Genomic DNA, 25,712 nt, shown 5'->3' with positions numbered 1-25,712 from the left:
AATGAGTTATAAAAATAAAATTCTATTCATTTTGTTTGTTATATTATCAGCTTCTTGTTCTGATGATAGTGATCTACAGCGTTATATCCAGCAAATCAAACAACGAAAGACACGCTTTATAGCTCCAATTCCTACTTTTGCTCCTGTGCCAGAGTTTAAATTTCCTAATCGTGAAAATAGACGAAGTCCATTTAAAATAAGTAGTCAAAGAAAAATGGTAGATTCTTACACGTTTGATCCACATAGAATGAAACAAATTTTAGAAGCCTATCCTCTCGATACCTTAAAATTTGTGGGAACGTTGACGCAAGATAATGAAATGTGGGGGTTAATAAAACAACCTGACAACCAAATTACCCATATACATGTTGGTGATTATGTGGGGCAAAATTATGGTCGAATTATTCTGATTAAAAATAACCTGATTAAGCTGGATGAAACAATTAAAAGTTCTTCAGGAAAGTGGGAAAGGCATATCAGCACTCTTAAACTGTATGTCGAGAAGTAGGAGTTATAATGCTTAAAATATTTACATTTTTCATCCTCATTAGTATGAGTATCAGTTTTACTGTCAATGGAAAAAGCGGTGATTTAAAAATGTTCACTGGAAAACGAATTTCTTTAAACTTTCAGAACATCAGCGTTCGTGCTGTTTTGCAATTATTAGCAGATTTCACTCATATCAATATTGTGGTAAGCGATAAAGTACAAGGGAATATTACTCTTAGATTAAATAATATTCCTTGGGATCAGGCCTTAGACATTATTCTTACTACTCATGGCTTAGATAAACGCCAAACAGCTAATGTCATGCTAATTGATACGAAAGAGTCCTTAGACAAAATAAAAGAGCAGCAACTGAAAAGCCAACAACTCATACAACACTTAGAGTCTACACGCTCAGAATTATTACAAATTAATTATGCTAAAGCATCTGATATCGCTCTATTGGTTAAAGACCGAAAAAATTCCCTCCTATCCGAAAAGGGGAAAATTAGTGTTGATACGCGCACGAATATGATTTGGATCCAAGACAGCAATACGAAAATAGAAGAGATGCGCAAGTTAATCAAACAACTGGATGTACCAGTAAAACAGGTTTTAATTGAAGCTCGTATTGTTGAAGTGACTAAAGATTTTGCTCGTGATTTAGGCATTCGCTGGGGCATTTCTAAGCCCTCACATTTAAGTGGTACATTGGTGGGCACTAACCAAATGGAGCAAGATGCTTCACAAGCAAATGCGAACTCCTACACCCAACGTTTAAATCTGGATTTGATTGCTACTCCTATAACAGGAATGACTCCGGCTTCGGTAGGTATTGCTATGGCCAAGTTGAGTGATAGTATATTGCTTGATTTGGAATTGTCTGCGTTGGAAAGTGAAGGACGGGCCGAGTTAATATCTAGCCCTCGCTTGATTACGACAAACCAGCAACCTGCAGTCATTGATTCAGGACAAGAAATTCCTTATCAAGAATCTACCTCCAGTGGTGCTACCGCTGTATCATTTAAAAAGGCTGTATTAAGTTTAAGGGTAACACCGCAGATTACTCCAGACAGTAAAATCTTGATGGAGTTAAAGATTAACCAGGATACTACATCATCACAATTATTTAATGGAGTTCCTGCTATACTTACTAAAGAAATTCGAACGAACGTTTTAGTAAATAATAATCAAACTATTGTTCTTGGCGGAATTTATCAACAAGATACAAATAGAGCGATTACTAGGGTACCATTTTTAGGGCAACTCCCGATAGTAGGAAATTTTTTTAGGAATACGCAAACCTCATTAACTCATGATGAGGTGCTGATTTTTATTACACCCAAAATAATAACTAATTCTTTGGCAATTACGTCTGTTGAGGGACGAAAAACTAATCAGGCAGTAATGCAGGATAAACTTGGCAAGCCAATAGTTTGGAAAGAAAAATAATTTTATGGGTTTTTGCAAGGTAATTGTGTAAAATATTCTTTAGGATTTTAGAGCTGCGAAGACTTATCGGATGGAGTTTTGACAATTAGCGCTATTAATGTTTGGGAGATGCTCTGTTACTAGTTTAATGACTGCACGAAATATAATTTGCTGTTATAATAACTTGTTTAATTTATGGCGCTACAGAAGAAAAGAGGTATGTAATTAAAAATGAGCATAGTTAAAGTACGAAATATTTTTCTGATTGGGCCTATGGGTGCTGGGAAAAGCACAATTGGTCGTGCTTTGGCAAAAGAGCTCAAGTTGGAATTCTTTGATTCTGATGAAGTCATTGAAGAGCGCGCGGGAGCGGACATATCATGGATTTTTGATATAGAGGGTGAGGAAGGGTTTCGACGTCGAGAACAAAAAGTTATTGATGAATTAACTCAAAAAAACAATATTGTTTTAGCCACTGGTGGCGGCGTAGTAATTACTCCAGAAAACCGCAATGCACTTGCAGGAAGAGGCACGGTCATTTATCTCAAAACTTCTCTGCAGCAACAATTTGAAAGAACCAAGCGTGATACTAAGCGTCCATTGCTGCAAACCAATGATCTTGAAGGACGATTGGAATCATTAAGAGATGAGCGTGAGCCATTTTATGATGAGTTAGCCGATGTAAGTTTTGAAACTGATAAATTAACGGTCAAAGCAGTGGCAAATAATATAATAAAATATATTTATGGCGAATTTTAAGACTTATGGCCAAGTGAATGTTTCTTTCACAGGGCATCACTATTCGATCTCCATTTGTCGTCATGGTTTGAGCTGTCCGGAGTTGCTCCAAGCCATAGTGAAATCACCACAGGTTCTTATTGTTACTAATCAGACGATAGCTCCTTTGTATTTAAAAAAAATTCAATCGACTTTTTCAGGTATTCAATGTGACGCCGTTATTTTAAAAGACGGTGAGCATTACAAAAACCAAGACAGTTTGTTTACTATTTACGATGCATTAATCCAATATAAACACCATAGAGACACAACCATAATTGCTTTAGGTGGTGGTGTTATCGGGGATCTTGCAGGTTTTGCTGCGGCAACCTATCAACGTGGTGTTGGTTTTATTCAAATTCCTACGACTTTATTAGCACAAGTTGATGCTTCTGTTGGCGGCAAGACTGCGATTAATCATGCTCAAGGAAAAAACATCATTGGCAGTTTTTATCAGCCTGATGCTGTTTTTATTGATGTAGCAACCTTAGATACTTTACCTGAACGCGAGTTTCGTGCCGGCATTGCCGAAATGATTAAATATGGTTTGTTGGCAGGCGGTGAATTTTTAAAGGAACTGCATCAATCCTTAAATAAAGGATTAACAGCAAATAGCCCACAATTACCTTATTTAATTACACAATGTTGTCAGATAAAAGCGCAATTTGTGGAACGCGATGAAAAAGAAAAAGGCCAACGCGCTTTACTCAATCTGGGGCATACTTTTGCGCATGCTTTAGAGGCTTATACACATTATCAACACTGGTTGCATGGTGAAGCAGTGGCAATCGGATTATATTGCGCCTCAGTCTTGTCCGAGCAAATTGGCTTGATTAATAAAAAACAGGTGGCGCAAATCGAGCAAATGCTGCAAAATGCTGGGCTACCACACAAAATTCCAGAAACAATTAATTTGCACAAATTAAGAGAGTTGATGAGCCTGGATAAAAAAATTAAAAATAATTGTTTACGATTTGTACTGATAAAAGAACTTGGTTGTTGCTACCTTGACGATCAAATAACAGAAAAGCGTTTACATAAGGCACTTATAGCTGCAGTTGAAGGAGAGTAAAAATGAATGAGGGAATGTTTCAATCTGATTTAGCAGCTGCAATACAGCCGAGAATATTGCTTAAGCCTGAATCTTGGCTGTCTAAGATTGATTTCATTAATCATTTAATTCTTTTTAATAATGGACTAATTACTATTTTATCAGAAAAACGAGGCGGTAAGTCTTCATTTGCTACATTACTCCAAGAAAATCTGGACCCACAAGTTAAGGCTTTGTCGATAACGGTGAGAGCGCCTTGCAATCGTGAGCAAATTATTGAAGATATTGCTGCGCAATTCCATTTAAAGCATCATCCAGAGACTGACATTTCTTCTTTAGTAGCACAAATTAATGAACGTCGCTCTCATGTTTTACTTTTGATTGATGATGCGCAGCATGTACCAGAAGTTTTTATTAAAGAAGTGATGTTAGCAATTAAAAATCAGGAAAATTTTAATTTCTTTCATTTATGCCTTATTTCGGATTATTCAATTGTCGGTGCGTTAAACGGTTTATCTGCTTCTTTTTTTCATGATTTGGTACATACATTGGAAGTAGGGCCATTAACTGAGCATGAAGCAAGAACTTATACCTTACAACGTGCCATGGCCACGCATTTGATTACTAAGCCATTAACTGAAGCCCAGCTTAAACAGTTTTATCAATTAACCAAGGGCAATGTGGCAAAAATTAATAATAGTTTGGAATCTTTTGTATTTGGTTTGGATAATAAAAAACAGAGTAGTCTTCTGGATGTAGTAAAAAAGGCAGGCTTACCTGTAGGAAGTGCAGTTTTATCTGGATTAGTTTATCTGTTTTTAGTTAAATCTTATTATGAAGAGCCGCACGCAACAAAGGTGACAATGCCGGCAGTCCAAGCTCGGAATATTGTGAATCTTGACAAGATTCCTGAAGTAATATCAAGTCAAATTGCTTCTTGGCAAGATGGGGCAACACGAGAGTTAGTGGATCATTCTTTAGCGAAACAGCAAGATTTAGACATGCTGATGAAGGCGGTCAAGTCTGAAGTTGTAGCGGTTGCTGACAAAGCTTCCAAATCTGCTCAATACAAGACCATGGTAAACGCAAAATGGCAAAAACGTCATTCTATATCGTATCACCAAAAGCAGATTATTAAAGAGAAAATAGCTCAAAATAATAAAAAATTATACACAATTCAGTTAGTAGCCAGCCCTGATAAAGTAGACATGCAACGCTATTTGAAGAGTAATAAGCTTTTGTATACCACTGCTAAATTAAAGCATTACACTGAAAATCATGTAGTGTGGTATGTCTTAACTATTGGTGAGTATGGCAATATGACGGATGCAAAACGCAGTATTGCCAAGTTGCCTCCTTCATTAATGAAGCTAAATCCTTGGGTTAGGCCTGTTTCGTCTTTGGGATAGGTGAATAGATTAGCATGTGCTACTGATCCAGGAAAAATACCATTTACTTTTTTTTTAGAATTGTTAAAATGTGGACAAAAAGAAAAAATTGAGAGCAAAGCATTGAAAAAATTAGTCTACACAAAAGAAGGTAATGGGCACAGTTATCATAAGAGTTTGGATGGAACAATAGAAACTATTGGAATAACGTGTGGTGGATTAACTGACGATTTTATAAAGATGAACCGTAAGCATCGTAACGCCACTCATTTTAAGTTTGGATTAGGTCATTCTTTTGGAGAGAAATTTGAAATCGAAGATAAATACGTAGGAATATTTCCATCTATAACTCATTTTAGTTGTAAATATGAAACGATTAAAAAACTGTCTGAGAAAGAAATTAAAGCGGTGGCATCTCTTTTCCCTAATTTGGTTTCTTTAAAGTTATTAGATGAAGATGGGCAAGAAATAAAATTACCTCTTCTTGAAAATATGAAATTTAATCGCTTATTTCTCCGAAAAACACTTTATTCACTTAAAGATCAATGCGCTTTTTTAATTTATAATAATAATATTCCTACATCTTCTTTACCTGAAGATTTAAAAGAAAAATATTATCCATCTAATAGCAATGTGTAATACAGAGATCCTGAACAATCCTGTCATCCTTGTGGAGTTTACGACGAAGGATCTCTTGAATGTGCCTCATATTGTTTTTTTGATTTGCCCAATACGCTCATTTCCAGCTTGATAAACACGTTGAAACGAGGCAAAAAAATCCTCGACTGATAATTGCTGTAACGAATGTTCAGTAACGCCTTGCGGTGTAGTCACACCCGCACGTAATTCTGTGAAAGAACGTTGCGAATGTTCTGCCAGCATTGCCGTTCCTGCGGTAACATCAAAAGCGATTTGTTTTGCTACAGACGCAGGAACTCCTTGACTTATTGCGGCTTTTTGTATGGCTTCCATAAACAAAAGCACATATGCCGGGGCGCTACCAATAGCTACTGTGAGTGGATCAAGTAGTTGCTCCTTATCGAGCCAGAAGGCTGAGCCTACATTGTTAAATAGGGTTTCGGCTATTTTTTTATCCGCAGCTGAGACAAACTGATTGGCAAATAATGCGGAAGTCCCTCTACAAAATTCCATAGGTGTATTGGTCATCACCCGTATCATTGGCAAGTCGTCAATCCCAAGCCACTGGCAAAGATGTGCAATTTCCGTTACTGCAGCCAGGGAAATAATTAACGGACGTTTTTGTTGCACTACTGAAGCAATTTCTTGGCATAATTCATAAATATACTGCGGTTTGACTGCTAAAATCACAACATCTGAATGCATTACTGCTTCTCTATTCGATGCTTCAGGCACAACGCTTAACTCATCAACCAGGCGTGTTAATTTATGATGATTACGGTTACTCACCCGGATTGTTTTTGGTGAAAGCCCTTTTTTTATTAAACCGCGGGCTAAGGCACTTCCTAAATGGCCCGCACCAATAATTGATATTGATTTCATAATATATGTTACCGCTAAGACCACAAATTAAACTCCCATATTATCACGATAATATGGAAGAAGAAGAAATTAAGCATATTTCTTAAATATTTTCTTCGAGCTTTCAACACCCGGTTGATCAAAGGAATTAATGTTCCAAATAATCCCTTGCACGAATACTTTATGTTCATACATGGCGATTAATGCACCTAGTGTTCTTGGTGTTGTATCTGCAATTGAAAGGTGATTTAAATTCACTGCTCCATGAATATAACTATGAGGATTTTCTTCAGTGACCACCCCATGAGTTAATACTTTACGATGACCAAGACACATTTTATTTATGGGTTCTTCATCAAAAATTATAGCACTGATTAAATCAACAGAGATGCTACGTGTGCCTTGGCAGAGTAATTGATAATAGCTGTGCTGAGCCTGATTTCCTTGACCACCCCAGATAATCGGTCCAGTATCATAATCAATGCGCTGGCCTTGCTTATTGATTGATTTACCATTGCTTTCCATATCCAATTGCTGTAGATAAGGGACAAAATATTGTAAATCTTCAGTATAAGTAAGCACTAATAAGTTATTTTTATTAAGAAAATTAATATTCCAAATTCCTAATAGAGCTAAAAGTACAGGTAAATTTTTTGAAAATTCAGTATTTCTAAAATGTTTGTCCATACTGTTGGCTCCAGCCAAGATTTCAGCAAAACGTTCATATCCTATAGCAATACAGCTAATTAAATTAATTGAAGAGCAAAAAGAATAACGACCACCAACCCAGTCCCAAATTGGCAAAATATTTTTAAAATCATATTCACGTGCTTGTTCAATGTTGGCAGTTACGGCAATAAAATGCTTATCCTGATGTGCTTTTTGATTAAGCCATGCAAACGCCTTTTCCATATTGGATAAAGTTTCAGGCGTTGTAAATGATTTTGAAGAAACAATAAATAAAGTGGTTTCTGGATTTAATTTTGCACTAAGCCGTGAAAAAGAATTAGGATCAATTTCAGAAACAAAATGAAATTGTAATTCATTGGTCACATAATCACTTAAGGCATCAATGCAGAAAAAAGGGCCGAGCATTGAGCCGCCAATGCCTAAATTAACTATGTCGGTAATAGATTTTCCTGTATATCCTAACCATTCTTTATTCCTAATTTTTGTAGAAATTTCTTCCATTTTTTTACGTGCTTGAATTACATCAGTGATCACATTACGCTCATTTACCAATACCACTTCATCATCAAAAGCGCGCAAGGCAGTGTGTAACGCGGATCTGTTTTCGGTGTTATTCACCGGATGACCGTCTAATAAGGCATTGATGTGTTCACTAAGATTACTTTCATAGGCAAGATCTAAAAGGGTAGATAAAATGGTTTGATTAATAAGTTGTCCACTATAATCTAAAGCGATATGTTCGCTTGCAGCGAAATGGTCTTTAGAAATTTGCGTGGGTAATTTAGAACTATTTAGTGCATAATCCTTTAGTTTTTTCCAGGAATTCATTTCTGTTGGGTGACTCATAAGTACGTTTCTCTCTTCGATAGATGTTCTTCAATGATCCATTTAGAAAATTTTTCTCCTTCAATTGGATGAGATTTTCCAAGATCGACATTAGCTTTGAGAAAACCCAGCACACTGCCACAATCATAACGCTTTCCGCTATAGTTATAAGCAAGAATTGTTTCCTGCTTGAGTAAACTATTAATTGCATCTGTCAGCTGGATTTCCTTATTCTCTACTTTAGGTAATGCTTTTATCTGTTCAAAAATCTTTTCTGTGAGAATATACCGCCCAACAATTGCTGTATTTGAGGCAGCTAAATGAGGGAGTGGTTTTTCTACAAGATTTTGAACTTTTAACAGATTCTTTTCCCAGGGAATTCCTTGAATGATGCCATATTGCTCCGTCATTGCTGATGGAACATGTTCGGCTGCAATAATGCACTGTCCATATTGTTCATAAAGATCCGTCATTTGTTGCAAAACCGGAGGCTCCCCAATCATTAAATCGTCTGCCAATAGTACTGCAAAAGGCTCCTCACCGACAATTTTTTCTGCGCATAAAACTGCATGACCTAAACCAAGGGTTCGTGGCTGACGTACAAAAAAACATTCCATATCGTTTGGTTTTACTGATTGAACTATGGATAATAGCTCGTCTTTATGATGGGCCATCAGTTCATTTTCAAGTTGATAGGCAAGGTCGAAATGATCTTCAATTGCCCGTTTGTTATGGCAAGTGACAAAAATCATTTGCCGTATACCCGAAATATAAGCTTCTTCAACGGCATATTGGATAAGCGGTTTATTAACAACAGTAAGCATTTCTTTAGGAGCTGCCTTGGTTGCAGGTAAAAAACGTGTACCGAGACCGGCAACTGGAAATACTGCTTTACGAATAGGTGCGTATTTTGTTTTCATTGTTAATCTACCTATTTCACAATAATATAGAGTGGAGACGCATACACTTTAAGTATGTATCAAAATCCATGATTGTATGGGAATTTTGAATATTTTTTTCAAGGTGGTTGTCATGTATTCTTTAAACTGGGGAAGAGCTCATGGTTTGCCCCAAGCAACAGCGCAATTTAAATACAATCCCGAAGACTTTCAGGTGCACGAATTTTTTGATGCTCCCTTTAGTGGTCATGGTGAGCATATTATTCTTAAAGTTGAAAAACGCGGACTAACCACAGCAGAAGTGATTAAATCTTTATCACATCTTATTAATAAACATCCTAAGCTTATTAGCTATGCCGGTTTAAAAGACAGACAGGCTGTGGCGACGCAATGGTTGAGTATCCACGCACCTGGTGAAGAAATTGCAGGGCTTGAACAACTTTCGGCGCCAGGCTGGCGAGTTTTGCATAGCACTAGACATCATAAAAAACTTAGACCAGGGTTTTTAACCGGGAATAAGTTCGTTGTATGTTTGCGAGCGCTTACACAGCCTAAGGCACTGATGCAACGTATTGATCAGATAAAACAATGTGGCGTACCTAATTATTTTGGTGAACAACGGTTTGGTTTTGAAGCGGGTAATTTGGTGAAAGCAGAAGAATTATTAGTATGTGGAGCAAAGGTGAAAGATCGTTTTCTAAAAGGAATGTATTATTCTGCTGCACGCTCATGGATTTTTAATTTGATACTCTCACAGCGGGTTAAGGACCAATCTTGGAATGCTCCGTTAGCAGGGGACGTTGTACAATTAAGTGGTTCAAACAGTATTTTTGTGATCAATGAAGTGACTGATGAAATCGCGCAGCGCATTAAAGATAAAGACCTTTCTCCAGCAAGTCCTTTACCAGGGAAAACTAAAGATAAGGTGCAAGCGGAGGCTTTGGCTTTAGTTAATAAAATTTATGCTGAGTGGCGACCGTGGATAGCCGGTCTAGAACAGCATGGATTAGAAGAATCTTGGCGAGCAAATATTTTACATGTACAGCAGTTTGCATGTTTTATTGAAGGTAATCAGGCAGAATTATCATTTATTTTGCCTGCAGGATCTTATGCAACTGCGGTATTACGTGAATTGGTGCTTTATGGGAATGAATAAAAAAATTCTGTTTAAATTTTTTTTCTTCGCGCAGCGGTGGTATATGTGTCGGGCTAAGGCCCAACAACTGACTCTAACAATCTGACTCTCTTGCTCAGATTGTATCTGCTTATTTTTCAATCAAATTGCCTTATAGAGCGTGATTTTTTACCTTAATGACAATGCCCCACGGCAGTGTGGGGCGTAGCATTAGCCAACAAAAATTTTTCAACACTGTAAACCAGATGAGGAATTTTCCAGGTCGTGGAATAGATCTGCTGTTCGCTTGGAAATCCATCGACCTTGGGTGGCTCTTGGGAATTTTTTTTTGGTCAATTCTACTGCTTCAACAACAGGCATCGACTTAGCATTAGTCATGAGTGCATTTAATGCATAAATTTTATGTTGTTTCAAAGCCCTGTTATACATATGAATGGGCCAATAACTTTTCATTTCGAGCTCTAATTGATGAATCATTCCATTAATTCGCTTTAGCTGATCTGGGTTTAGTGAAGAGTCAAGATGTTGAGTATTTGATGCATCAACTTTTTTCGCTTCGGATGCTGGTGGGAAGAAGCCATTTGCACCTGGGGCTTGTAGAGAAGGAGCGGTTGATGAAGATAAGAAAGCTTGTTCGAATACATATTTAGGCGCTGTTTCATCCTTAGTTTCTGTATGTGATCCAGATGGAGTTTCTATTGTGTTTTGCTCCATTGGTGCCACACTAATGTTGTCTGACAGAGGTACATCCTGTGGTACCTGGTCAGGTTTCTTGATAACCGTATTGTTTAAATTTATTTCAATGATGCGGTCATAAGCTTCTGAGTTGATACCGTAGCTACCTAAAGGCGCTGTACTAATAGTGCCAATAAAGGCTTCCAAGCTATGACTTGGGTGGGTGCCATTAACTTTTAGTTTGGAATCTATTTGCCAATGAGCACCTACATCTTTTAATCCATAAACCACATCGCTACTTGCAGGAAGATGTAATGCACAGTACAGCTTTTCTGATTGGAGATAGAGGACGACGTCAATAATATCTTTTGTAGTTTGCGCTACATTAGCTGGATAACCGGCAAGTTGAAATGCCTTTTCAAAAATACTTTCGTTAGCTCCGGTGTTATAAATAATGTTTAATTGCGGATATTCTTGGGCAACGGTCATTAAGGTGTTAAAATACATTTGCGCACTGCCGTTATGCTTACTTAAACCGACTGCTGGCATGACAATGTATTTGCGACCTTCTTTAATTGTTGCAGAGAAAAGGTTACGGTACATGCTGGTAATATATTTTATCTGTTCTTTATTTTTTAGAGCTTTGGTGTGTTCTTTACTTAGATCAAGTCTTGGATTTGAGAGTAATAAAATAGTTGGTGTATCTTCAGAAATAAGAGAACGCTCTGGTTTTACGGTCACATGCGATCTTTTATGTTCACTGAGGCAAGTATCTACTAGAAGATCAATTTCCTGAGCATGACAAATTCCTACAGCAAGATTTTCGTATGAGGTACGGTCATTGTCTTTGGCGGTTTGATCTGTATGAATCATTGGTTTTTCGGTGATGATTTTTTTATAATCTTCAGTACTCATCAGGTCTGGATTAAGATAAATTTTGCTACTAGCAAATAAGTTATCAATACGTTTTCCCCTAATAGTAAGATCACTTGATTTTTTCTTAGGCATAAAACTATTGATCATAATATCAGCATTACCAACTGACTTGATTGTCCCTTTGGCGGTGAGTAATGGTGTTTGGTGTGAATCTTTACAAGCACCAAGTGCTGCTAATACTTGTTGTGAGGGTTTGAGTTCAAAGGGAATATTGTAAGTGTGACTATTACTTATCGTTTTATGTGATTTTGAAAAGATACCTAAGTTTTTATTATTTTCTATGTTTACAATTAGTTCTGATAACTTCATTATAACAACTCCTTATGTTTGTGGTAATTCTTCTCTTATGAGAGCAAATAGAAGAATTAGCATGCCGTATTGGTTAATCAAACAGCATGAATTCAGAATATCGTAAGGAGAAAATTAGTGCAATTACTCTTAGGGTGCAGAGTATTCGCGAATGACAGCAAGAAATTCTTTTCCATAATAAGCTAATTTATGTTGACCAACACCAGGAACTTCAAGAAGTTCTTCACTATTTTGTGGCTTGGTATCTGTCATGACATGTAAAGTGGCATCGCTGAAGATCATGAATGGTGGTTTATTTTCTTCATCAGCTAATTGACGTCTTAGAGCACGTAAAGCAATAAATAATGGGTTGTCATTAACTGTATTAAGTCGAGTTTCTTTCGTTTTCTTTTTGCGTCCTTGCAGATCGTTATTGGGAATGGTTAAAGCGATTTTTTCTTCCCCTTTAAGTAAGGGAATTGCTTTTGGAGTTAATTTTAATACATTAAATTGATTTACATCTTGTATGCAATAATCTTTGTGAATAAGTTGCCAAGCCAATTGTTTCCAGTAGTGGACTGATTTTTCTTTACCAATGCCAAAAGTACTTAAACGTTCGTGCCCAAATTGTTTTATTTTATCAGAGCTACTACCACGTAAGACGTCAATGGTATGAGTTAAACCATAGTTTTGCCGTAATCGATAAATACACGATAAGAGTTTTTGTGCATCTTCTGTAGCATCGGCTGTAACTGGTGGATTGTCACAGACATCGCAGTATTTGCATTCTGTGTCTGAAGGTTCATCAAAATAACGTAATAAGATTTGTCGTCGGCAATGAGAGGCTTCTGCAAAAGCCAGCATGTGATTGAGCTTGTTGGTTTCTACTCTTCTTTGTTCATCGAGCGGATTATTGATAATCCATGAACGTAGTCTGGCGCTGTCTGCAGCATCATACAGAAGTAAGGCTTGTGCTGGCAAACCGTCTCTTCCTGCGCGTCCGGTTTCTTGATAATAACCTTCAATATTCTTAGGTAAATCATAGTGAGCTACAAAGCGCACGTTGGGCTTGTCAATGCCCATACCAAAAGCAATAGTGGCAATGACAATATCAATGCGATCGTAGCGAAATAAATTTTGTACCTCTTTACGTGTATTATGACTAAGTCCTGCATGATAGGCACGTGCTTTAAATCCTAAGCCTTGTAATTTTTCTGCAAGTAATTCAACACTATTACGTGTACCACAATAAATAATCCCAGATTGTTGCTCTACCGTTTCTAAAAATTGACTCAATTGTTTTACGGCATTAGTTTTGGGCACTACCTTGTAATGAATATTGGGACGGTTAAATGAGGCAATATATTTTTGCGGAGAATAATTTAATTTAACCACAATGTCTTGTCGTGTTTGTTTATCCGCAGTGGCCGTTAGGGCAATAATTGGAATGTTCGGAAAATGCGTTTTTAATAAGCCTAAAGCTGCGTATTCAGGACGAAAATCGTGACCCCATTGTGAAATGCAATGGGCCTCGTCAATGGCAAATAAAGAAATGGCACATTCTTGCAAACGCTCTAAAAAGGAAGTACTAATAAGTCGCTCAGGAGCAATGTACAGCAAATCTAATTCATTATTATGTAATTGAGTGAGTACTCTTTTTGCTTCCTCGCTGGATAAAGATGAGTTGTAATATGCAGCTCTAATGCCTTGTGATTTGAGTGCCGTGACTTGATCTTCCATTAAGGCAATCAATGGTGAAACTACAATTCCTATTCCTGGCCTTACGATCGAGGGAATTTGATAACAAAGGGATTTTCCTCCACCTGTTGGCATTAATACCAACACATCGTTGCCTGCAATCACATCATGGATAATGTCTTCTTGCGGGGACCTAAATGAATCAAAACCAAAATATTCTTTAAGTACTGCTAATGCTTCTTTATTTTTAGTTGAGGTTGGCGTTGAAGTTTCCATGCTGTTATTCTTATTATTCATTAATGCCTAAGACCGGCAATCATATCATTATGGCTTGGAAATAAAAGGATTATCTTTGATATAAAATCGTAGTAATTTATCAGCCCAATCTTTAGCATAGTGTACGCCAATTCTTGGTTTTTCAATAATAGTGAATGATTCTGGCTGCTCAGGTTCTGCAACGTAAAAATTATTACTAGTTAAATCATGGGCATAAAGACGTTTGTCAATATTCATTGCTTTGGAAAGTAAACCAGGTCCCTGAGTACGCCCTTCAATATTTTGAATGGGCTCAAGAGCACGTAATAACACACCACAACCAATCCCTTCGGTTTCGGTTACGATATTAGTGCAATAGTAAATACCATAAATTAAATAAATGTACGCATGGCCGGCAACGCCAAAAAGGGCTTGGGTTCTTTTAGTATTACCCTTTGAGCTATGGGCAGCCAAATCATGTTGGCCTACATAAGCTTCCACTTCCACAATTTTACCAACTTGATGTTCATGAACCAGGTATTTTCCTAACAGTGCCTTGGCTACAGTAACAGTATCTTGCTCATAAAATGAGCGAGGGAGTTTATGAAACATAAGTCTTTTTATAAAAGCGAAAAGATGGCAATAATATTACATTAATAGTATTGTTATAACAAAGATTTCTAAGGATGGTGTATGGATTTTAAATTTACTGAGGAGCATCAGGCAATTAGAGAAATGGCAGCTGATTTTGCGCGTGATAAATTAGCACCTATGGCTGATGAGTGGGATGAACATGGCTATTTTCCTGTTGATATATTCCGTGCTGCTGCCGAGCTTGGTATGGGTGGGCTCATGGCACGAGAAGACATCGGTGGTTCGCAATTAAATCGTTTGGATTCAGCTTTATTATTTGAGCAATTAGCGACGGGTTGTGTCAGTACAAGTGCTTATCTTTCTATTCACAATATGGTGACTACTCTGATTGATCGCTACGCACGTACCGAGTTACGAGCAAAATGGGGACCAAAATTAACGGCAATGGATGTTTTTGCCAGTTATTGTCTTACTGAGCCAGAGTCAGGTTCTGATGCAGCTTCATTAAAAACTAAAGCAATAAAAGATGGTGAGTACTTTGTCTTGAATGGTTCAAAAGCATTCATTTCTGGAGGTTCTGTAAGTGATGTATATTTGTGCATGGTGCGCACTAGTGATGATAAGCATCATGGTATTTCTTCTTTGCTTATTGAAAAAGATACTCTGGGATTGTCTTTTGGCAAGTTAGAAAAAAAAATGGGTTGGCGAAATCAGCCTACGTGCATGCTTTATTTTGAAAATTGCCATGTGCCTGTTACTAATCTGGTTGGTGAAGAGGGGATGGGTTTTAAGATCGCCTTAAATGCCCTCAATGGAGGGCGTATCAATATTGCTGCCTGCTCTTTGGGGGGAGCACTTGCTTGTTTGCGTTACACACAACGATATATGAACGAACGTAAGCAATTTAATAAACCTTTAAAAGAGATTCAAGCCTTACGTTTTTATTATGCTGACATGCTTACTGATTATGAAGCTGCTCGCTTAATGGTTTATCGCGCAGCTGCTGCTCTGGATGGTGACGATCACCACGCACCAATGTATTGTGCTATGGCAAAGCGAATGGCAACGGATGTTGCATTTCGTATCAGTGATAAGGCAATGCAATTACATGGGGGTTACGGTTATTTACGTGATTATCACATAGAACGAATTTTTCGAGATTTACGTGTGCACCAAATCCTGGAGGGAACTAATGAAATTATGCGTGAAATTATTGCTAAAGCGAGTTTCGATGATGAGCATTTATTGGATTAACGTTGGCTTAATAAGTACGTCTGGAAAATTTATAGTACGAACAGGAGTTAACGAATGAATTTAATTGAACAAGAATTAGATAGTAATGGTATTTTACTTTTAACTTTGAATCGCCCTGATAAATTGAATGCTTTAAATAGTGATGTATTAACTGGACTGGCGGAACTATTTCTTGCCGCAAAAAGTAACTCTAAAATCAAAGCCATCATGCTCACTGGTAATGGCAAGGCTTTTTGTGCAGGTGCTGATATTAACCGTCTGGCGGAATGTACGGCTCTAACTGGATATGAATTTGCCTGCCAAGGTCAGGAGACTTTCCGTTTATTAGAAACTATTGGCAAGCCTTCACTGGCGGCAGTTAATGGTTTTGCTTTTGGTGGTGGTTGTGAGTTAGCGATTGCAGCAACACTACGGCTTGCGTCAACCAAAGCACAATTTGGCCAGCCAGAAGTGAAGTTGGGTGTGATTCCTGGTTATGGTGGTACGCAACGTTTGGCGCGTTTAATTGGTAAAGGGCGTGCTTTAGACTTATGCTTAACGGCGCGATTTATTAACGCCGAAACAGCTTTGCATTGGGGTTTAGTCAGTGAGGTTGTAGAGCCTGAAGTATTAATCGAGCGTGGTAAAGAAATTCTGCTTGGTATTTTAAGTATGTCACCACTTGCTGTAGCTGATGTAATGGACGTGATTCATTTTGGTTATGATTTACCTTTGACTGAAGCCTTGCATTTAGAAGCAATTCATTTTGCAAAAGCGTGTGCGACTGAAGATAAGCAAGAAGGAGTTACAGCCTTCTTAGAAAAAAGAGTTGCTAAATTTAAAGGAAAATCGTGATGACAGATGAAGTGCTGTTTACCCAGGAAGGGCAATTAGGCTTAATTACCTTAAATAGACCCAGCGCCTTAAATGCGCTGACGCTTAATATGATTCTTGCGATGCAACGGCAATTAAACCTGTGGAAAAATGATGAGCGAATTCGCGCTGTGCTAGTGCAAGCAGCACCAGGGAATGCTTTTTGTGCGGGTGGAGATATTCGCTCATTGTATTTTTCTGGCCGCTTAAGTGATGCTGAGCAAATGCAATTTTTTTGGCATGAATACCGTTTAAATCATTTCATTCATCATTTAGGTAAGCCTTATATTTCCTTAATCGATGGTATTGTGATGGGCGGAGGTGTTGGGATTTCATTGCATGGTAGTCATCCTATTGCAGCAGATCATTTCGTTTTTGCTATGCCTGAGACAGGAATTGGTTTTTTTCCGGATATTGGTTCTAGCTATTTATTATCTCGTTGCCCTGGTTATTTAGGTATTTATCTAGGATTAACGGGTAACCGCTTAGGGGCTATGGATGCCTTAAATGCGAGATTAATTAAGCAAATTATTTCTTCCAAGCAAATTCCTGAAGTGATTCCTGCTTTAAAAAGTGCTAACTTATCTGCTGATCCTTTTGAGGGGGTAGATCAGTGTTTGCATGAATATTCAATCATGCCATCTTCTGTAGAACCAAGTCAGATAAAGCCTGCCATTGATGTTTGTTTTGCACAACCTACGGTAGAGTTGATTAAATCGTCTTTGCAGAGGACAGAAGGGGTATGGGCAGTCAGCATTGATAATAGCTTATCGCAAAAATCACCTTTAAGTTTGAAAGTAACGCTGGCGCAACTACAAAAAGCGAAAGGGTTGAGTCTGGCGCAATGTTTACAAATGGATTATGACATTGTCAGTCATTTTATGCACGGTAAGGATTTTTATGAAGGAGTTAGAGCGTTATTGATTGATAAAGACAAGAATCCTCATTGGCATCCTGAATGTTTGGAACTGGTTACAGAAGAAGTGATTGAAGGGTATTTTGCGCGTAGTCATACAGCTTTGGAATTTATTGAGTAAAGGCTTATAGATTATTTGGTATCTCAATAGATTTGCAAATAGCAAGCTGTAGGATGTTGACTAAGAACACTCTTTAGGTTTATAATTGAACATATTGTTTTAATATTGGTCATTTATCGGGTGTATTGATGCTATTTCGTGAACTTTCCTCTACCGATTTGATGAAAAAAATAAAAGATTTGGGTATTACTTGCACTTGGATGTACTCTACAATATTTTATCGTATCGATCCTAACGAGCAAAAAAGCTGGCCTCTAAAGGAGCATTATAAATCATCTTCTGTTTCTTATGGGATATATACTGAGTATCTCAAGGCAAAGCAAAATGATCAATATCTTGTTAACAAAGCTCAAAATAAAATGCAAAATGCACATTTTGAGGGACAGAATTATAATCATCCAGAAGCCTCTTTAAAATTACATCTCAGCCTTAATAATATTGGAGAGGTCCATGAAGATGTACTATTAGGTTTGATTAAATTATTGACATCTGAGGCAAATAACCCGGAAAATCATTTAAATTTTTATTTCAAAATTATCGACCCCGCAAAGTACAATGATTCACGGTTTAAAATGAATGATCAATTAACTCTTTATTTTGACAAGTATTCTTCAACGGGTGATGTGATAGGTCTTACCGAAAAAATTAATCATTATTTAAAACAATATTTAAAAGAAAATACTCAAGCTTTAGGGCCTAAAGATAGCCTTTCTTTAAACTCTTTTGTGTCTGCACGTTTTGATACTAATGGACTTCTTAAAAAATATGATGTTTATCCATTTTTTGATTTGGAGCTAAAAAAATTTTTTGAACGTCACAATTTTGAAGATCTTGTAAATCTTCCTTTATGTGCACTGGACGCAGTATTTATTGAGATTATTACTTCCAAGGAAATTACTATTCCTAAAATGGGTATAAAAGAAGCATTAAGTGAGAAAGATAGTAATATTGTACAAAAAGAATTGGAAAAAATGCTGAAAGCTCCAATAGAATATTTAAATGTTAAAAAGAGATTGGAATCCTCAGAGAAACTAAATAATTCCATTATTTCAGGTGTGGATGGAATTACATTACAAGAAAAAAAATTTCAATCTAAAGAACAACAATTACTTAACCAGGAAGCGATTCAACATTTCGAAGACTTATTAGAGCGTCATAATAAAAAACACCAAATAAGTAAGGAAAATGCGTTCGAGTATGCCAATGATATTGATTTAATGTATGAAAAAATACATCTTTCCTTTATTCGTCATAGACAAGGATACAAATTGTTTCGAGAATTCCAAAATGAATCTGAAGAGGCCATTACTCGAACTGAATCAAAACTAGAGGGAGAGGGTGAATGGAGATTGAAAGATCTATTCTTGGATTTGTGGACCTTAATAAAATCATTGGGGAACTCTTTGTATAAGGGATATGAAAAAATAAGAGAGAAACATTGCTTTTTTAGTGCATCCAATGAAGATAAATCAATTGATAATTCAAAGCATTGGGTATATGGAATAAAATAAAGAAGTAATGTGAAAGCGTTACCGAAGCTGAAAAAATAAGGTTACTCCCTCCATATCTACGTACCGCGATATGGTAGAGGATTACCTGAAAACTACATAATCCCCTGAGTCGAGGATTATATTTTAAAATTCATTACTTGTTTTCTAACCAGCTATTTAAAATATCAACAATTTTTTGTGCTTGTTCCATGCTGGAAATGTTAAATTTGGATTTTAACCAATACTGATTATTACGTTTTTGATAACGGCGAATGGAGTATTTTACTGGGCCAAAATCATTTTGTGCATTATCCCAATCTTGGTATTTAAACATAATAGTGGTCCACGCACCTTTGCTTAATATTTTTTTATCTAGCTCTTTAGTTGTTTCAGTGCCATTTTCACTAAAAGCAATGGTGATATCATCTATAGTTTCAGACATTTAGCATCATACCTCAATTAATTAGTCGATGGATTGTAGTTTACCTTCAACAAAAGTCAAGGTTACTGTAGGTTGATATTCACCGGGTTGATAGAGCCAAATTTGTGGTTTTGATGAAGTTGGTACTACTTCATTAATGTAGCTATTATTGACTAAAGAAGGGGTACCACATGAATAATATACTTTTGTTGCCGGATCACCTACTTGAATACTATTGCCGCGACAGATAGAAACAGCATTGCTATTGGAGTTATTTAAGCGAATATTTTTTACTTTTTTGTTCACTATATCAATCTCTAATTGTACTCCACCATTACCTGTGGGTAGATTCCAAACACCATAAAATGCAGTGCTGGTGCCTTTATTATTATAAATCATCTGCGTTACTGGAATTTTTTGAGTTACTGGTTGATTGGAGTCTTGTTTGCTAAGAGGCTGTCCGCAAGCTGCAATTACCTGATCCATAGTCATGCCTACGTTAATATAGCGATGATTTTGCGGGCAATATAACGATTGTGTATCCGCAAATAGGCTAAAAGGTAAAATAGCTAATGCAAAAGCTACGCTTTGAGCCGCTTTCATAATATCATCCTTGTCACTCAAGCATACAAGTAAGTATAGTAGTTTTTATAATAATCTCCAGGGAAGGCTGGCGTTAATAAAAAGGGTAATCACTTTCAATATCATCAGGATAATGAACGGTGAAAAATCAAAGCCAGAAATATCAGGAATGATTTTTCTTCCTAATTTGAGTAATGGTTCAGTGATAATGCGTAAAAAATCAGCAATTGGTCCATTCCAGGCAGGATTGACAAAGCTCATAATCACACGAATTAATATTACAAAAAAGAGCAGATCACAAGGTTGTAAGATCAAATCAGCAAGAACGTAAAGTACGAGATAGCCTATGTTCATCAAGCCATGGAAGGCAATCAGGCTAATGAGGATAATTTTTACCAGCTCAACTAAAATTAATAGAATAATTGTTGGAATATCATATAAATCACCGGACTTAGGTTTTTGTTTCACTACGAATTGTATTGGTTCGATTAAAGGATCGGTAATGGTATGAATCAGCTGACTTAAAGGATTTAGGGCGCTAATGCGAAAATAGCGTACCGCTATACGTAGCCATAGGGTAAAAATAAGTAATGAAAAGAGTAATGAAACAAGAAATAATGCTACTGTTGTTAAACCGGACATAGTTTTCCCTCATGAGATTATTTTAACTGGTTGAGCAAAACAAGTATATCAAGGGCTATACTTTTTGTCGCTCACCAAAAATTGCACGCCCAAGACGGACAATGGTTGCCCCGGCTTGAATTGCCGGGACTAAATCATCTGTCATTCCCATCGATAGGGTGTCCATAGTTAAACCTAATTTCAGGTTTAGGTCATGCAGCAGCTGATTTAATTGCATGAACAAAGTATATTGTTGTTGCTGATTTTCTGGCGTAGGGGGGATAGTCATTAAACCTCTAAGCTTTAAATTAGGTAAGTGGCTTACTGCCAAAGCTAATTGTGCTACTTTTTCTGGAGTAATTCCTGATTTTGTTGCTTCAGGGATTAAATTAACCTGTAAACAGACATTAAGTGGTTCTGTATTAGGAGGTCTATATTTACTAAGTAACTGTGCTATTTTAAACCTGTTGATGCTATGCACCCAGCTAAAGTGTTGGGTAATTCCTTTGGCTTTGTTACTTTGAATTGGGCCAATAAAATGCCAGTGTAGAGGCAAATCGCTTAAATTAGTTATTTTAATTAGAGCTTCTTGGAAATAACTCTCTCCAAAGTGAGTTAAACCTAAAGCAAAAGCCTCTTTAATGGCGGTAATGCTTTGTTGTTTGCTGACCGCGAGTAATAAAATCTCTTCGGGGTTTCTGCTGCTTTTCAAAGCAGTTTGCGTAATTACTTGTTTAATTTGAGTCAGTTTTTGTTGCATGTCCATTTTTATCTTTTACATTATTAAAATGCTAACAATAACAAAAGAAAGGAGGTTTGCCGAGTAGGCTTCTCATGCATTAATCTATCTTTATTAAACCAACTCGCATTTAGGAAATATAAGGCTATGGATATAATAGAATTATTAGCGTTTTCTGTTAAAAATAAAGCATCAGACATACATTTATCTGCAGGTTTACCTCCAATGATGCGCGTGGATGGTGATTTGCGTAAAATCAATTTACCTGTGATGGAACATACAGATGTTATTAAAATTGTTTATGATTTGATGAGTGATTGGCAAAGAAAAGAATTTGAAGAGCATTTAGAAATAGATTTTTCTTTTGAAATCCCTAAATTGTCACGTTTTAGAGTGAATGTCTTTAACCAAACGCGTGGTGCAGGAGTAGTGTTTCGTACTATTGCTTCGACTATTTTAAGTATGAGTGATTTAAATTTACCGCCTATTGTTGAAGAAATATGTCATTTTCCTAATGGATTAGTTTTAGTTACAGGGCCTACCGGTTCGGGAAAAAGTACTACTTTAGCATCGATGATTGATTATATTAATTCTTCGCGTTATGAACATATTTTGACAATAGAAGATCCAGTTGAGTTTGTACATCAAAGCAAGAAATGTTTAATAAATCAGCGTGAAATACATAAAGACACTCATAATTTTAATATGGCTTTGCGTTCTGCGTTGCGTGAGGACCCTGATGTGATTTTGGTAGGTGAACTGCGCGATCTGGAAACCATTCGCTTGGCGATGACTGCTGCAGAAACGGGGCATTTAGTTTTGGGTACTTTACATACTAATTCGGCAACTAAAACAATTAATCGTATTATTGATGTATTTCCTACAGAAGAAAAATCGATGGTTCGTTCAATGCTTTCTGAATCTTTACAAGCAGTTATTACACAAACCTTATTGAAAAAAAATGAAGGCGGACGAGTAGCGGCTTTAGAAATCATGATCTGTACAGGCGCTATTCGTAATTTGATTCGTGAAGATAAAATAGCACAAATGTTTTCCTTTATCCAAACAGGCCAAGCTAAGGGAATGCAGACTTTGGATCAGCATTTAAAGGATTTAGTGAATAAGAACATAATTTCTAAATATGTAGCTTATGAAACGGCGGTAGATAAAACTCTTTTTTGCTAGAAAAACAATGGGATCTGTAGATCCCATTGTTTTATTTAGGAACCAGGATACGCTCTAAGCATATCTTTAATCTTAAGCTAGTTTAAGAATAAGATGCTTTTGCCTGTTCCTGATTGGGGCGGAGTATATATTCCACTATTATACTCTTGCCATGTTTGTGCGGATCTGATGTCACAAGATTTTGGAACCATGTGCCATCCTGGTGTATGCATATAGCATGAGCATGCTGCTTGGACTGATCCAATTGCTGCAAACATTGTAGCTGTTGTAACAATTAATCCAGCAGTTAATGATTTAACTCTCATAATCGATCTCCTTATCCTTCTCTATATCAATGCATATTAACACTGATACATATGATTATATATTGAACAGGTTGTGTATTCAAGTTTCATTCTCGAATAGTGTTACATGGAACTCTGTAATCAATCTACTTGGGTACGAATAAGTCCATATTTCGAATCAAGCTTCTTTCGTGAGAGCGAGTATTTGTCATTGCCCTTAAGTTAAGCTTTTTTCTGTAATTCAATTAACTGCGGAATTCCCGCTTCAGCGAGGGCTAACATACTGTTTAATTGTTCACGATTAAAATTTTTATCTTCTGCTGTGCCTTGAACTTCAATAAAATGCCCTTCTTCATTCATCACCACATTCATATCTGTTTCTGCAAGAACATCTTCGGCATAATCTAAATCCAGAACCGGCTGTCCGCGGTAAATGCCAACAGATATTGCGGCAATATAGTTAAATGCAGGCATTTTGCGAATTTTTTCACGATCAACCATCCAGGTGATTGCATCGCGTAGGGCAATGCAGGCGCCAGTAATTGCTGCGGTACGAGTACCGCCATCGGCTTGGATGACATCACAATCTAAAGTAATCGTGTTTTCACCCAAATGTTTTAAATCCACACAAGCTCTTAATGAACGGCCAATCAAACGTTGGATTTCCATAGTTCTACCACCTTGCTTGCCCTTAGCTGCTTCACGCTCAGTGCGGCTATGAGTAGCACGTGGCAGCATGCCATATTCAGCAGTTATCCAACCTTGATTTTTTCCTTTGATAAAACGAGGAACGCCGTCAATAACTGATGCAGTACACAATACTTTAGTTTCGCCAAACTCAACAAGTACAGAACCTTCTGCATGCTTGGTAAAATTACGAGTTAATTTTATGGAACGGGGTTGATTGGGTTCACGATTACTAGGGCGCATGGGATAATCCTCGCAAAAAGTGCAATTATAACGCTTAATACCGAGAGTTGCACCCAAGCAGAACAAAAAACTCTGTGGCTTGTTTAATTAATAAACTATACTGTCCAATTTCTTTAAATTGCGGTATATTCGCGCAAGGTTTATTTATTGGTATTGACATGATTCAAAGTATGACGGCTTTTGCCCGTGTACAACGACAATTTGGTGCAGGGAATTTTTGCTGGGAAATTCGCGCAGTAAATCATCGATATTTAGATGTCTCTTTACGATTACCGGAGTCTTTTCGTTTTATGGAAACTCATCTACGTAATTCATTACGCGATAAGGTCAGTCGTGGAAAATTAGAATGTCAACTTAAGTATCAAGATACTGGTTCGGAGAATCAGGCTATGCTTATTAATGAAAGTTTGGTCACTGGGCTAGTCGATTTAAGCCATAAATTAGCTGTTTCTCATCATTTAGCCAATGATTTGGGAGTAAGTCATGTACTTTCATGGCCTGGAGTAGTACAAGCGAATACTCCCGAGGTGGATGTAATGGCTCAGGATGTTTTGACGCTATTTGCTGAAGCGATTGAACAATTATTACAGGTACGTATTACTGAAGGCAAGGCATTAAAAGCACATGTTGAAATGCGTTTGGAAGAGCTGAAACAGCAGCTGGACAAAGCACGTTCTATAGTTACGGCACAAGAAGGGCAAGTGAAAGATAAATTGCTTACCCGTTTACATGCGGTCCAGGTTGAAGTTCCTGAATCTCGTGTAGAACAGGAAATTGCTTTAATTTTGGCGCGTATGGATGTGAGCGAGGAATTAGATCGCTTACAGACTCATCTTAGTGAAGTGAGCCGTACCGTAAATTGCGATAAAATAGCGGGAAGGCGTTTGGATTTTCTGATGCAGGAATTAAATAGAGAGGCTAATACTTTAGGGGCAAAGTCTGATTCTGTTGAGTTGACCCAGTGTGCAGTAGAAATGAAAGTATTAATTGAGCAAATGCGTGAACAAATCCAAAACATTGAGTGAGTACTATTGTGGGCGATTATTTGGGGAATTTATTTATTGTTGCCGCACCTTCAGGAGGGGGCAAAACCAGTCTGGTAAGACATTTAGTCAATTCACTTGATCATATTGAAGTATCCATTTCGCATACCACACGTATGATGCGACCTGGAGAAATGCAAGGGGTGGATTATTTTTTTGTTGAAGAGAATGAGTTTTTGACAATGGTTAATGCGGGTGCTTTTTTAGAGCATGCGCATGTGTTTAACCATTTATACGGTACTTCAATGGAACAAATTAAATTACGTTTAGAACAGGGAATTGATATTGTATTGGATATTGATTGGCAAGGAGCGGCGCAAATTAAGCAGGTTTTTCCAGAGGCGGTGAGTATATTTATTATTCCACCATCTATTGATGAACTGAAACAACGCTTAATGAGCCGACGGCAGGATAAAGATGATGTTATTAGCGATCGTATGAAAAAAGCGCAAGATGAGTTAAGTCATTATTCTGAATTTGATTATTTAATTGTAAATGACACATTTGAGCATGCAGCTAAGGATTTGGAGGCAATTGTGGTTGCAAACCGCTTACGCACCAAGTGTCAGGTAAATAAACAATCAAAATTACTTTCTTTCCTATTGTCATCGCAGTAAAATAAAAAGTTTTGGTTATCGGAGAATGT

At 37.1% G+C, this 25,712-nt stretch carries 25 protein-coding genes and 1 pseudogene; 14 read left to right on the top strand and 12 right to left on the bottom strand.

Annotated features, from left to right (window positions below; genetic code table 11):
- Nucleotide 1 precedes the first annotated feature (1 nt).
- The 6 genes and pseudogenes from QM652_RS02230 (at nt 2) to QM652_RS02205 (ending at nt 5,772) form a co-directional block, all read left to right on the top strand.
- A complete protein-coding gene (locus tag QM652_RS02230) occupies nt 2-508 on the top strand; it encodes a pilus assembly protein PilP (protein ID WP_415072522.1) in 507 nt (168 codons plus the stop codon).
- An 86-nt stretch (nt 509-594) separates the two neighbouring features.
- Nucleotides 595-1,938, top strand: a pseudogene (locus tag QM652_RS02225) (type IV pilus secretin PilQ); the annotation flags it as partial.
- Between the two features lie 210 nt (nt 1,939-2,148).
- A complete protein-coding gene (gene aroK / locus QM652_RS02220; protein ID WP_415072521.1) occupies nt 2,149-2,676 on the top strand; it encodes a shikimate kinase AroK in 528 nt (175 codons plus the stop codon).
- Nucleotides 2,663-3,766 (top strand): 3-dehydroquinate synthase, encoded by a 1,104-nt coding sequence (gene aroB / locus QM652_RS02215; RefSeq protein WP_415072520.1) that lies wholly within the window; start codon nt 2,663-2,665, stop codon nt 3,764-3,766. Before aroK ends, aroB begins: the two co-directional genes overlap by 14 nt.
- Before the next feature lie 2 nt (nt 3,767-3,768).
- The gene (locus QM652_RS02210; protein ID WP_415072519.1) at nt 3,769-5,154 is read left to right on the top strand and encodes an AAA family ATPase; all 1,386 of its coding nucleotides are present in this window, start codon (nt 3,769-3,771) and stop codon (nt 5,152-5,154) included.
- Nucleotides 5,155-5,772 (top strand): hypothetical protein, encoded by a 618-nt coding sequence (locus QM652_RS02205; RefSeq protein WP_415072518.1) that lies wholly within the window; start codon nt 5,155-5,157, stop codon nt 5,770-5,772.
- 66 nt (nt 5,773-5,838) lie between these two features.
- On the opposite strand, the gene proC is transcribed toward QM652_RS02205, so the two are convergent.
- The 3 genes from proC to galU form a co-directional block, all read right to left on the bottom strand.
- Nucleotides 5,839-6,654, bottom strand: a complete 816-nt coding sequence (proC, locus tag QM652_RS02200) for a pyrroline-5-carboxylate reductase (RefSeq protein ID WP_415072517.1) — start codon at nt 6,652-6,654, stop codon at nt 5,839-5,841.
- A 69-nt stretch (nt 6,655-6,723) separates the two neighbouring features.
- Entirely contained in the window at nt 6,724-8,169 is a 1,446-nt protein-coding gene (gene pgi / locus QM652_RS02195; RefSeq protein WP_415072516.1) for a glucose-6-phosphate isomerase, read from the bottom strand.
- A complete protein-coding gene (gene galU / locus QM652_RS02190) occupies nt 8,166-9,068 on the bottom strand; it encodes a UTP--glucose-1-phosphate uridylyltransferase GalU (RefSeq protein WP_415072515.1) in 903 nt (300 codons plus the stop codon). Before galU ends, pgi begins: the two co-directional genes overlap by 4 nt.
- Before the next feature lie 112 nt (nt 9,069-9,180).
- On the opposite strand from galU, the gene truD reads away from it, so the two are divergent.
- Nucleotides 9,181-10,203: a tRNA pseudouridine(13) synthase TruD gene (gene truD, locus QM652_RS02185; protein ID WP_415072514.1), complete on the top strand. Its 1,023-nt coding sequence runs from the start codon at nt 9,181-9,183 to the stop codon at nt 10,201-10,203.
- 207 nt (nt 10,204-10,410) lie between these two features.
- On the opposite strand, the gene QM652_RS02180 is transcribed toward truD, so the two are convergent.
- The 3 genes from QM652_RS02180 to QM652_RS02170 all read right to left on the bottom strand — a co-directional run bounded on the left by QM652_RS02180 (nt 10,411) and on the right by QM652_RS02170 (nt 14,646).
- Entirely contained in the window at nt 10,411-12,102 is a 1,692-nt protein-coding gene (locus QM652_RS02180; protein WP_415072513.1) for a hypothetical protein, read from the bottom strand.
- A 129-nt stretch (nt 12,103-12,231) separates the two neighbouring features.
- Nucleotides 12,232-14,055: a DNA helicase RecQ gene (gene recQ, locus QM652_RS02175; RefSeq protein WP_415072512.1), complete on the bottom strand. Its 1,824-nt coding sequence runs from the start codon at nt 14,053-14,055 to the stop codon at nt 12,232-12,234.
- A 48-nt stretch (nt 14,056-14,103) separates the two neighbouring features.
- On the bottom strand, nt 14,104-14,646 hold the full coding sequence (locus tag QM652_RS02170; protein WP_415072511.1) for a DNA-3-methyladenine glycosylase: 543 nt from the start codon (nt 14,644-14,646) through the stop codon (nt 14,104-14,106).
- A gap of 81 nt (nt 14,647-14,727) precedes the next feature.
- Between QM652_RS02170 and QM652_RS02165 the strand changes: the two genes are divergently transcribed.
- The 4 genes from QM652_RS02165 to QM652_RS02150 all read left to right on the top strand — a co-directional run bounded on the left by QM652_RS02165 (nt 14,728) and on the right by QM652_RS02150 (nt 19,282).
- Entirely contained in the window at nt 14,728-15,882 is a 1,155-nt protein-coding gene (locus tag QM652_RS02165) for an acyl-CoA dehydrogenase family protein (RefSeq protein ID WP_415072510.1), read from the top strand.
- A 54-nt stretch (nt 15,883-15,936) separates the two neighbouring features.
- Complete coding sequence (locus tag QM652_RS02160) at nt 15,937-16,716, top strand: enoyl-CoA hydratase/isomerase family protein (protein ID WP_415072509.1); 780 nt, start codon at nt 15,937-15,939, stop codon at nt 16,714-16,716.
- Nucleotides 16,716-17,771 (top strand): enoyl-CoA hydratase/isomerase family protein, encoded by a 1,056-nt coding sequence (locus QM652_RS02155; RefSeq protein WP_415072508.1) that lies wholly within the window; start codon nt 16,716-16,718, stop codon nt 17,769-17,771. Before QM652_RS02160 ends, QM652_RS02155 begins: the two co-directional genes overlap by 1 nt.
- 128 nt (nt 17,772-17,899) lie before the next feature.
- Entirely contained in the window at nt 17,900-19,282 is a 1,383-nt protein-coding gene (locus QM652_RS02150) for a hypothetical protein (RefSeq protein WP_415072507.1), read from the top strand.
- A gap of 133 nt (nt 19,283-19,415) precedes the next feature.
- Here the strand turns inward: QM652_RS02150 and QM652_RS02145 are convergent, their stop codons facing one another.
- Genes QM652_RS02145 through QM652_RS02130 form a run of 4 tightly spaced genes read right to left on the bottom strand, consistent with a single transcriptional unit; the run spans nt 19,416 to nt 21,651 of the window.
- Nucleotides 19,416-19,703 (bottom strand): hypothetical protein, encoded by a 288-nt coding sequence (locus QM652_RS02145; protein WP_415072506.1) that lies wholly within the window; start codon nt 19,701-19,703, stop codon nt 19,416-19,418.
- 21 nt (nt 19,704-19,724) lie between these two features.
- Nucleotides 19,725-20,285, bottom strand: coding sequence for a DUF2845 domain-containing protein (locus QM652_RS02140; RefSeq protein WP_415072505.1), 561 nt, complete (start codon nt 20,283-20,285; stop codon nt 19,725-19,727).
- A gap of 45 nt (nt 20,286-20,330) precedes the next feature.
- Nucleotides 20,331-20,906: a YggT family protein gene (locus QM652_RS02135; protein ID WP_415072504.1), complete on the bottom strand. Its 576-nt coding sequence runs from the start codon at nt 20,904-20,906 to the stop codon at nt 20,331-20,333.
- Between the two features lie 55 nt (nt 20,907-20,961).
- Nucleotides 20,962-21,651: a YggS family pyridoxal phosphate-dependent enzyme gene (locus QM652_RS02130; RefSeq protein WP_415072503.1), complete on the bottom strand. Its 690-nt coding sequence runs from the start codon at nt 21,649-21,651 to the stop codon at nt 20,962-20,964.
- A gap of 120 nt (nt 21,652-21,771) precedes the next feature.
- Here QM652_RS02130 and QM652_RS02125 point away from each other — a divergent pair, with 120 nt between their 5' ends.
- Nucleotides 21,772-22,809, top strand: a complete 1,038-nt coding sequence (locus tag QM652_RS02125) for a type IV pilus twitching motility protein PilT (protein WP_415072502.1) — start codon at nt 21,772-21,774, stop codon at nt 22,807-22,809.
- Nucleotides 22,810-22,886: 77 nt separating this feature from the next.
- On the opposite strand, the gene QM652_RS02120 is transcribed toward QM652_RS02125, so the two are convergent.
- Both QM652_RS02120 and rph read right to left on the bottom strand, forming a co-directional pair.
- Nucleotides 22,887-23,114, bottom strand: a complete 228-nt coding sequence (locus tag QM652_RS02120; RefSeq protein WP_415072501.1) for a hypothetical protein — start codon at nt 23,112-23,114, stop codon at nt 22,887-22,889.
- 201 nt (nt 23,115-23,315) lie between these two features.
- Nucleotides 23,316-24,023, bottom strand: a complete 708-nt coding sequence (gene rph / locus QM652_RS02115) for a ribonuclease PH (RefSeq protein ID WP_415072500.1) — start codon at nt 24,021-24,023, stop codon at nt 23,316-23,318.
- Between the two features lie 158 nt (nt 24,024-24,181).
- Here rph and QM652_RS02110 point away from each other — a divergent pair, with 158 nt between their 5' ends.
- Both QM652_RS02110 and gmk read left to right on the top strand, forming a co-directional pair.
- Nucleotides 24,182-25,048 carry a YicC/YloC family endoribonuclease gene (locus tag QM652_RS02110; protein WP_415072499.1) on the top strand — a complete coding sequence of 289 codons (867 nt, stop codon included), beginning with the start codon at nt 24,182-24,184 and terminating at the stop codon, nt 25,046-25,048.
- A gap of 5 nt (nt 25,049-25,053) precedes the next feature.
- Complete coding sequence (gene gmk, locus QM652_RS02105) at nt 25,054-25,683, top strand: guanylate kinase (RefSeq protein ID WP_415072554.1); 630 nt, start codon at nt 25,054-25,056, stop codon at nt 25,681-25,683.
- The last annotated feature ends 29 nt before the right edge of the window (nt 25,684-25,712 follow it).

The organism is Legionella sp. (assembly GCF_047605385.1).
Lineage (GTDB): Bacteria > Pseudomonadota > Gammaproteobacteria > Legionellales > Legionellaceae > Legionella.
The sequence above is the reverse complement of the archived record's forward strand: the minus strand, read 5'-3'. Positions and strand labels throughout refer to the sequence as shown.

What these genes read in the sequence shown, in the direction of transcription:
- rph (WP_415072500.1), bottom strand. Translation starts at nt 24,023, where the DNA reads ATGCGCCCTAGTAATCGTGAACCCAATCAACCCCGTTCCATAAAATTA.
- galU (WP_415072515.1), bottom strand. Translation starts at nt 9,068, where the DNA reads ATGAAAACAAAATACGCACCTATTCGTAAAGCAGTATTTCCAGTTGCC.
- pgi (WP_415072516.1), bottom strand. Translation starts at nt 8,169, where the DNA reads ATGAGTCACCCAACAGAAATGAATTCCTGGAAAAAACTAAAGGATTAT.
- QM652_RS02120 (WP_415072501.1), bottom strand. Translation starts at nt 23,114, where the DNA reads ATGAGAGTTAAATCATTAACTGCTGGATTAATTGTTACAACAGCTACA.
- QM652_RS02230 (WP_415072522.1), top strand. Translation starts at nt 2, where the DNA reads ATGAGTTATAAAAATAAAATTCTATTCATTTTGTTTGTTATATTATCA.
- QM652_RS02160 (WP_415072509.1), top strand. Translation starts at nt 15,937, where the DNA reads ATGAATTTAATTGAACAAGAATTAGATAGTAATGGTATTTTACTTTTA.
- QM652_RS02145 (WP_415072506.1), bottom strand. Translation starts at nt 19,703, where the DNA reads ATGTCTGAAACTATAGATGATATCACCATTGCTTTTAGTGAAAATGGC.
- QM652_RS02165 (WP_415072510.1), top strand. Translation starts at nt 14,728, where the DNA reads ATGGATTTTAAATTTACTGAGGAGCATCAGGCAATTAGAGAAATGGCA.
- proC (WP_415072517.1), bottom strand. Translation starts at nt 6,654, where the DNA reads ATGAAATCAATATCAATTATTGGTGCGGGCCATTTAGGAAGTGCCTTA.
- QM652_RS02210 (WP_415072519.1), top strand. Translation starts at nt 3,769, where the DNA reads ATGAATGAGGGAATGTTTCAATCTGATTTAGCAGCTGCAATACAGCCG.
- QM652_RS02170 (WP_415072511.1), bottom strand. Translation starts at nt 14,646, where the DNA reads ATGTTTCATAAACTCCCTCGCTCATTTTATGAGCAAGATACTGTTACT.
- aroB (WP_415072520.1), top strand. Translation starts at nt 2,663, where the DNA reads ATGGCGAATTTTAAGACTTATGGCCAAGTGAATGTTTCTTTCACAGGG.
- QM652_RS02135 (WP_415072504.1), bottom strand. Translation starts at nt 20,906, where the DNA reads ATGTCCGGTTTAACAACAGTAGCATTATTTCTTGTTTCATTACTCTTT.
- aroK (WP_415072521.1), top strand. Translation starts at nt 2,149, where the DNA reads ATGAGCATAGTTAAAGTACGAAATATTTTTCTGATTGGGCCTATGGGT.
- truD (WP_415072514.1), top strand. Translation starts at nt 9,181, where the DNA reads ATGTATTCTTTAAACTGGGGAAGAGCTCATGGTTTGCCCCAAGCAACA.
- QM652_RS02140 (WP_415072505.1), bottom strand. Translation starts at nt 20,285, where the DNA reads ATGAAAGCGGCTCAAAGCGTAGCTTTTGCATTAGCTATTTTACCTTTT.
- QM652_RS02130 (WP_415072503.1), bottom strand. Translation starts at nt 21,651, where the DNA reads ATGGACATGCAACAAAAACTGACTCAAATTAAACAAGTAATTACGCAA.
- QM652_RS02125 (WP_415072502.1), top strand. Translation starts at nt 21,772, where the DNA reads ATGGATATAATAGAATTATTAGCGTTTTCTGTTAAAAATAAAGCATCA.
- QM652_RS02150 (WP_415072507.1), top strand. Translation starts at nt 17,900, where the DNA reads ATGCTATTTCGTGAACTTTCCTCTACCGATTTGATGAAAAAAATAAAA.
- QM652_RS02180 (WP_415072513.1), bottom strand. Translation starts at nt 12,102, where the DNA reads ATGAAGTTATCAGAACTAATTGTAAACATAGAAAATAATAAAAACTTA.
- QM652_RS02110 (WP_415072499.1), top strand. Translation starts at nt 24,182, where the DNA reads ATGATTCAAAGTATGACGGCTTTTGCCCGTGTACAACGACAATTTGGT.
- recQ (WP_415072512.1), bottom strand. Translation starts at nt 14,055, where the DNA reads ATGGAAACTTCAACGCCAACCTCAACTAAAAATAAAGAAGCATTAGCA.
- QM652_RS02155 (WP_415072508.1), top strand. Translation starts at nt 16,716, where the DNA reads ATGACAGATGAAGTGCTGTTTACCCAGGAAGGGCAATTAGGCTTAATT.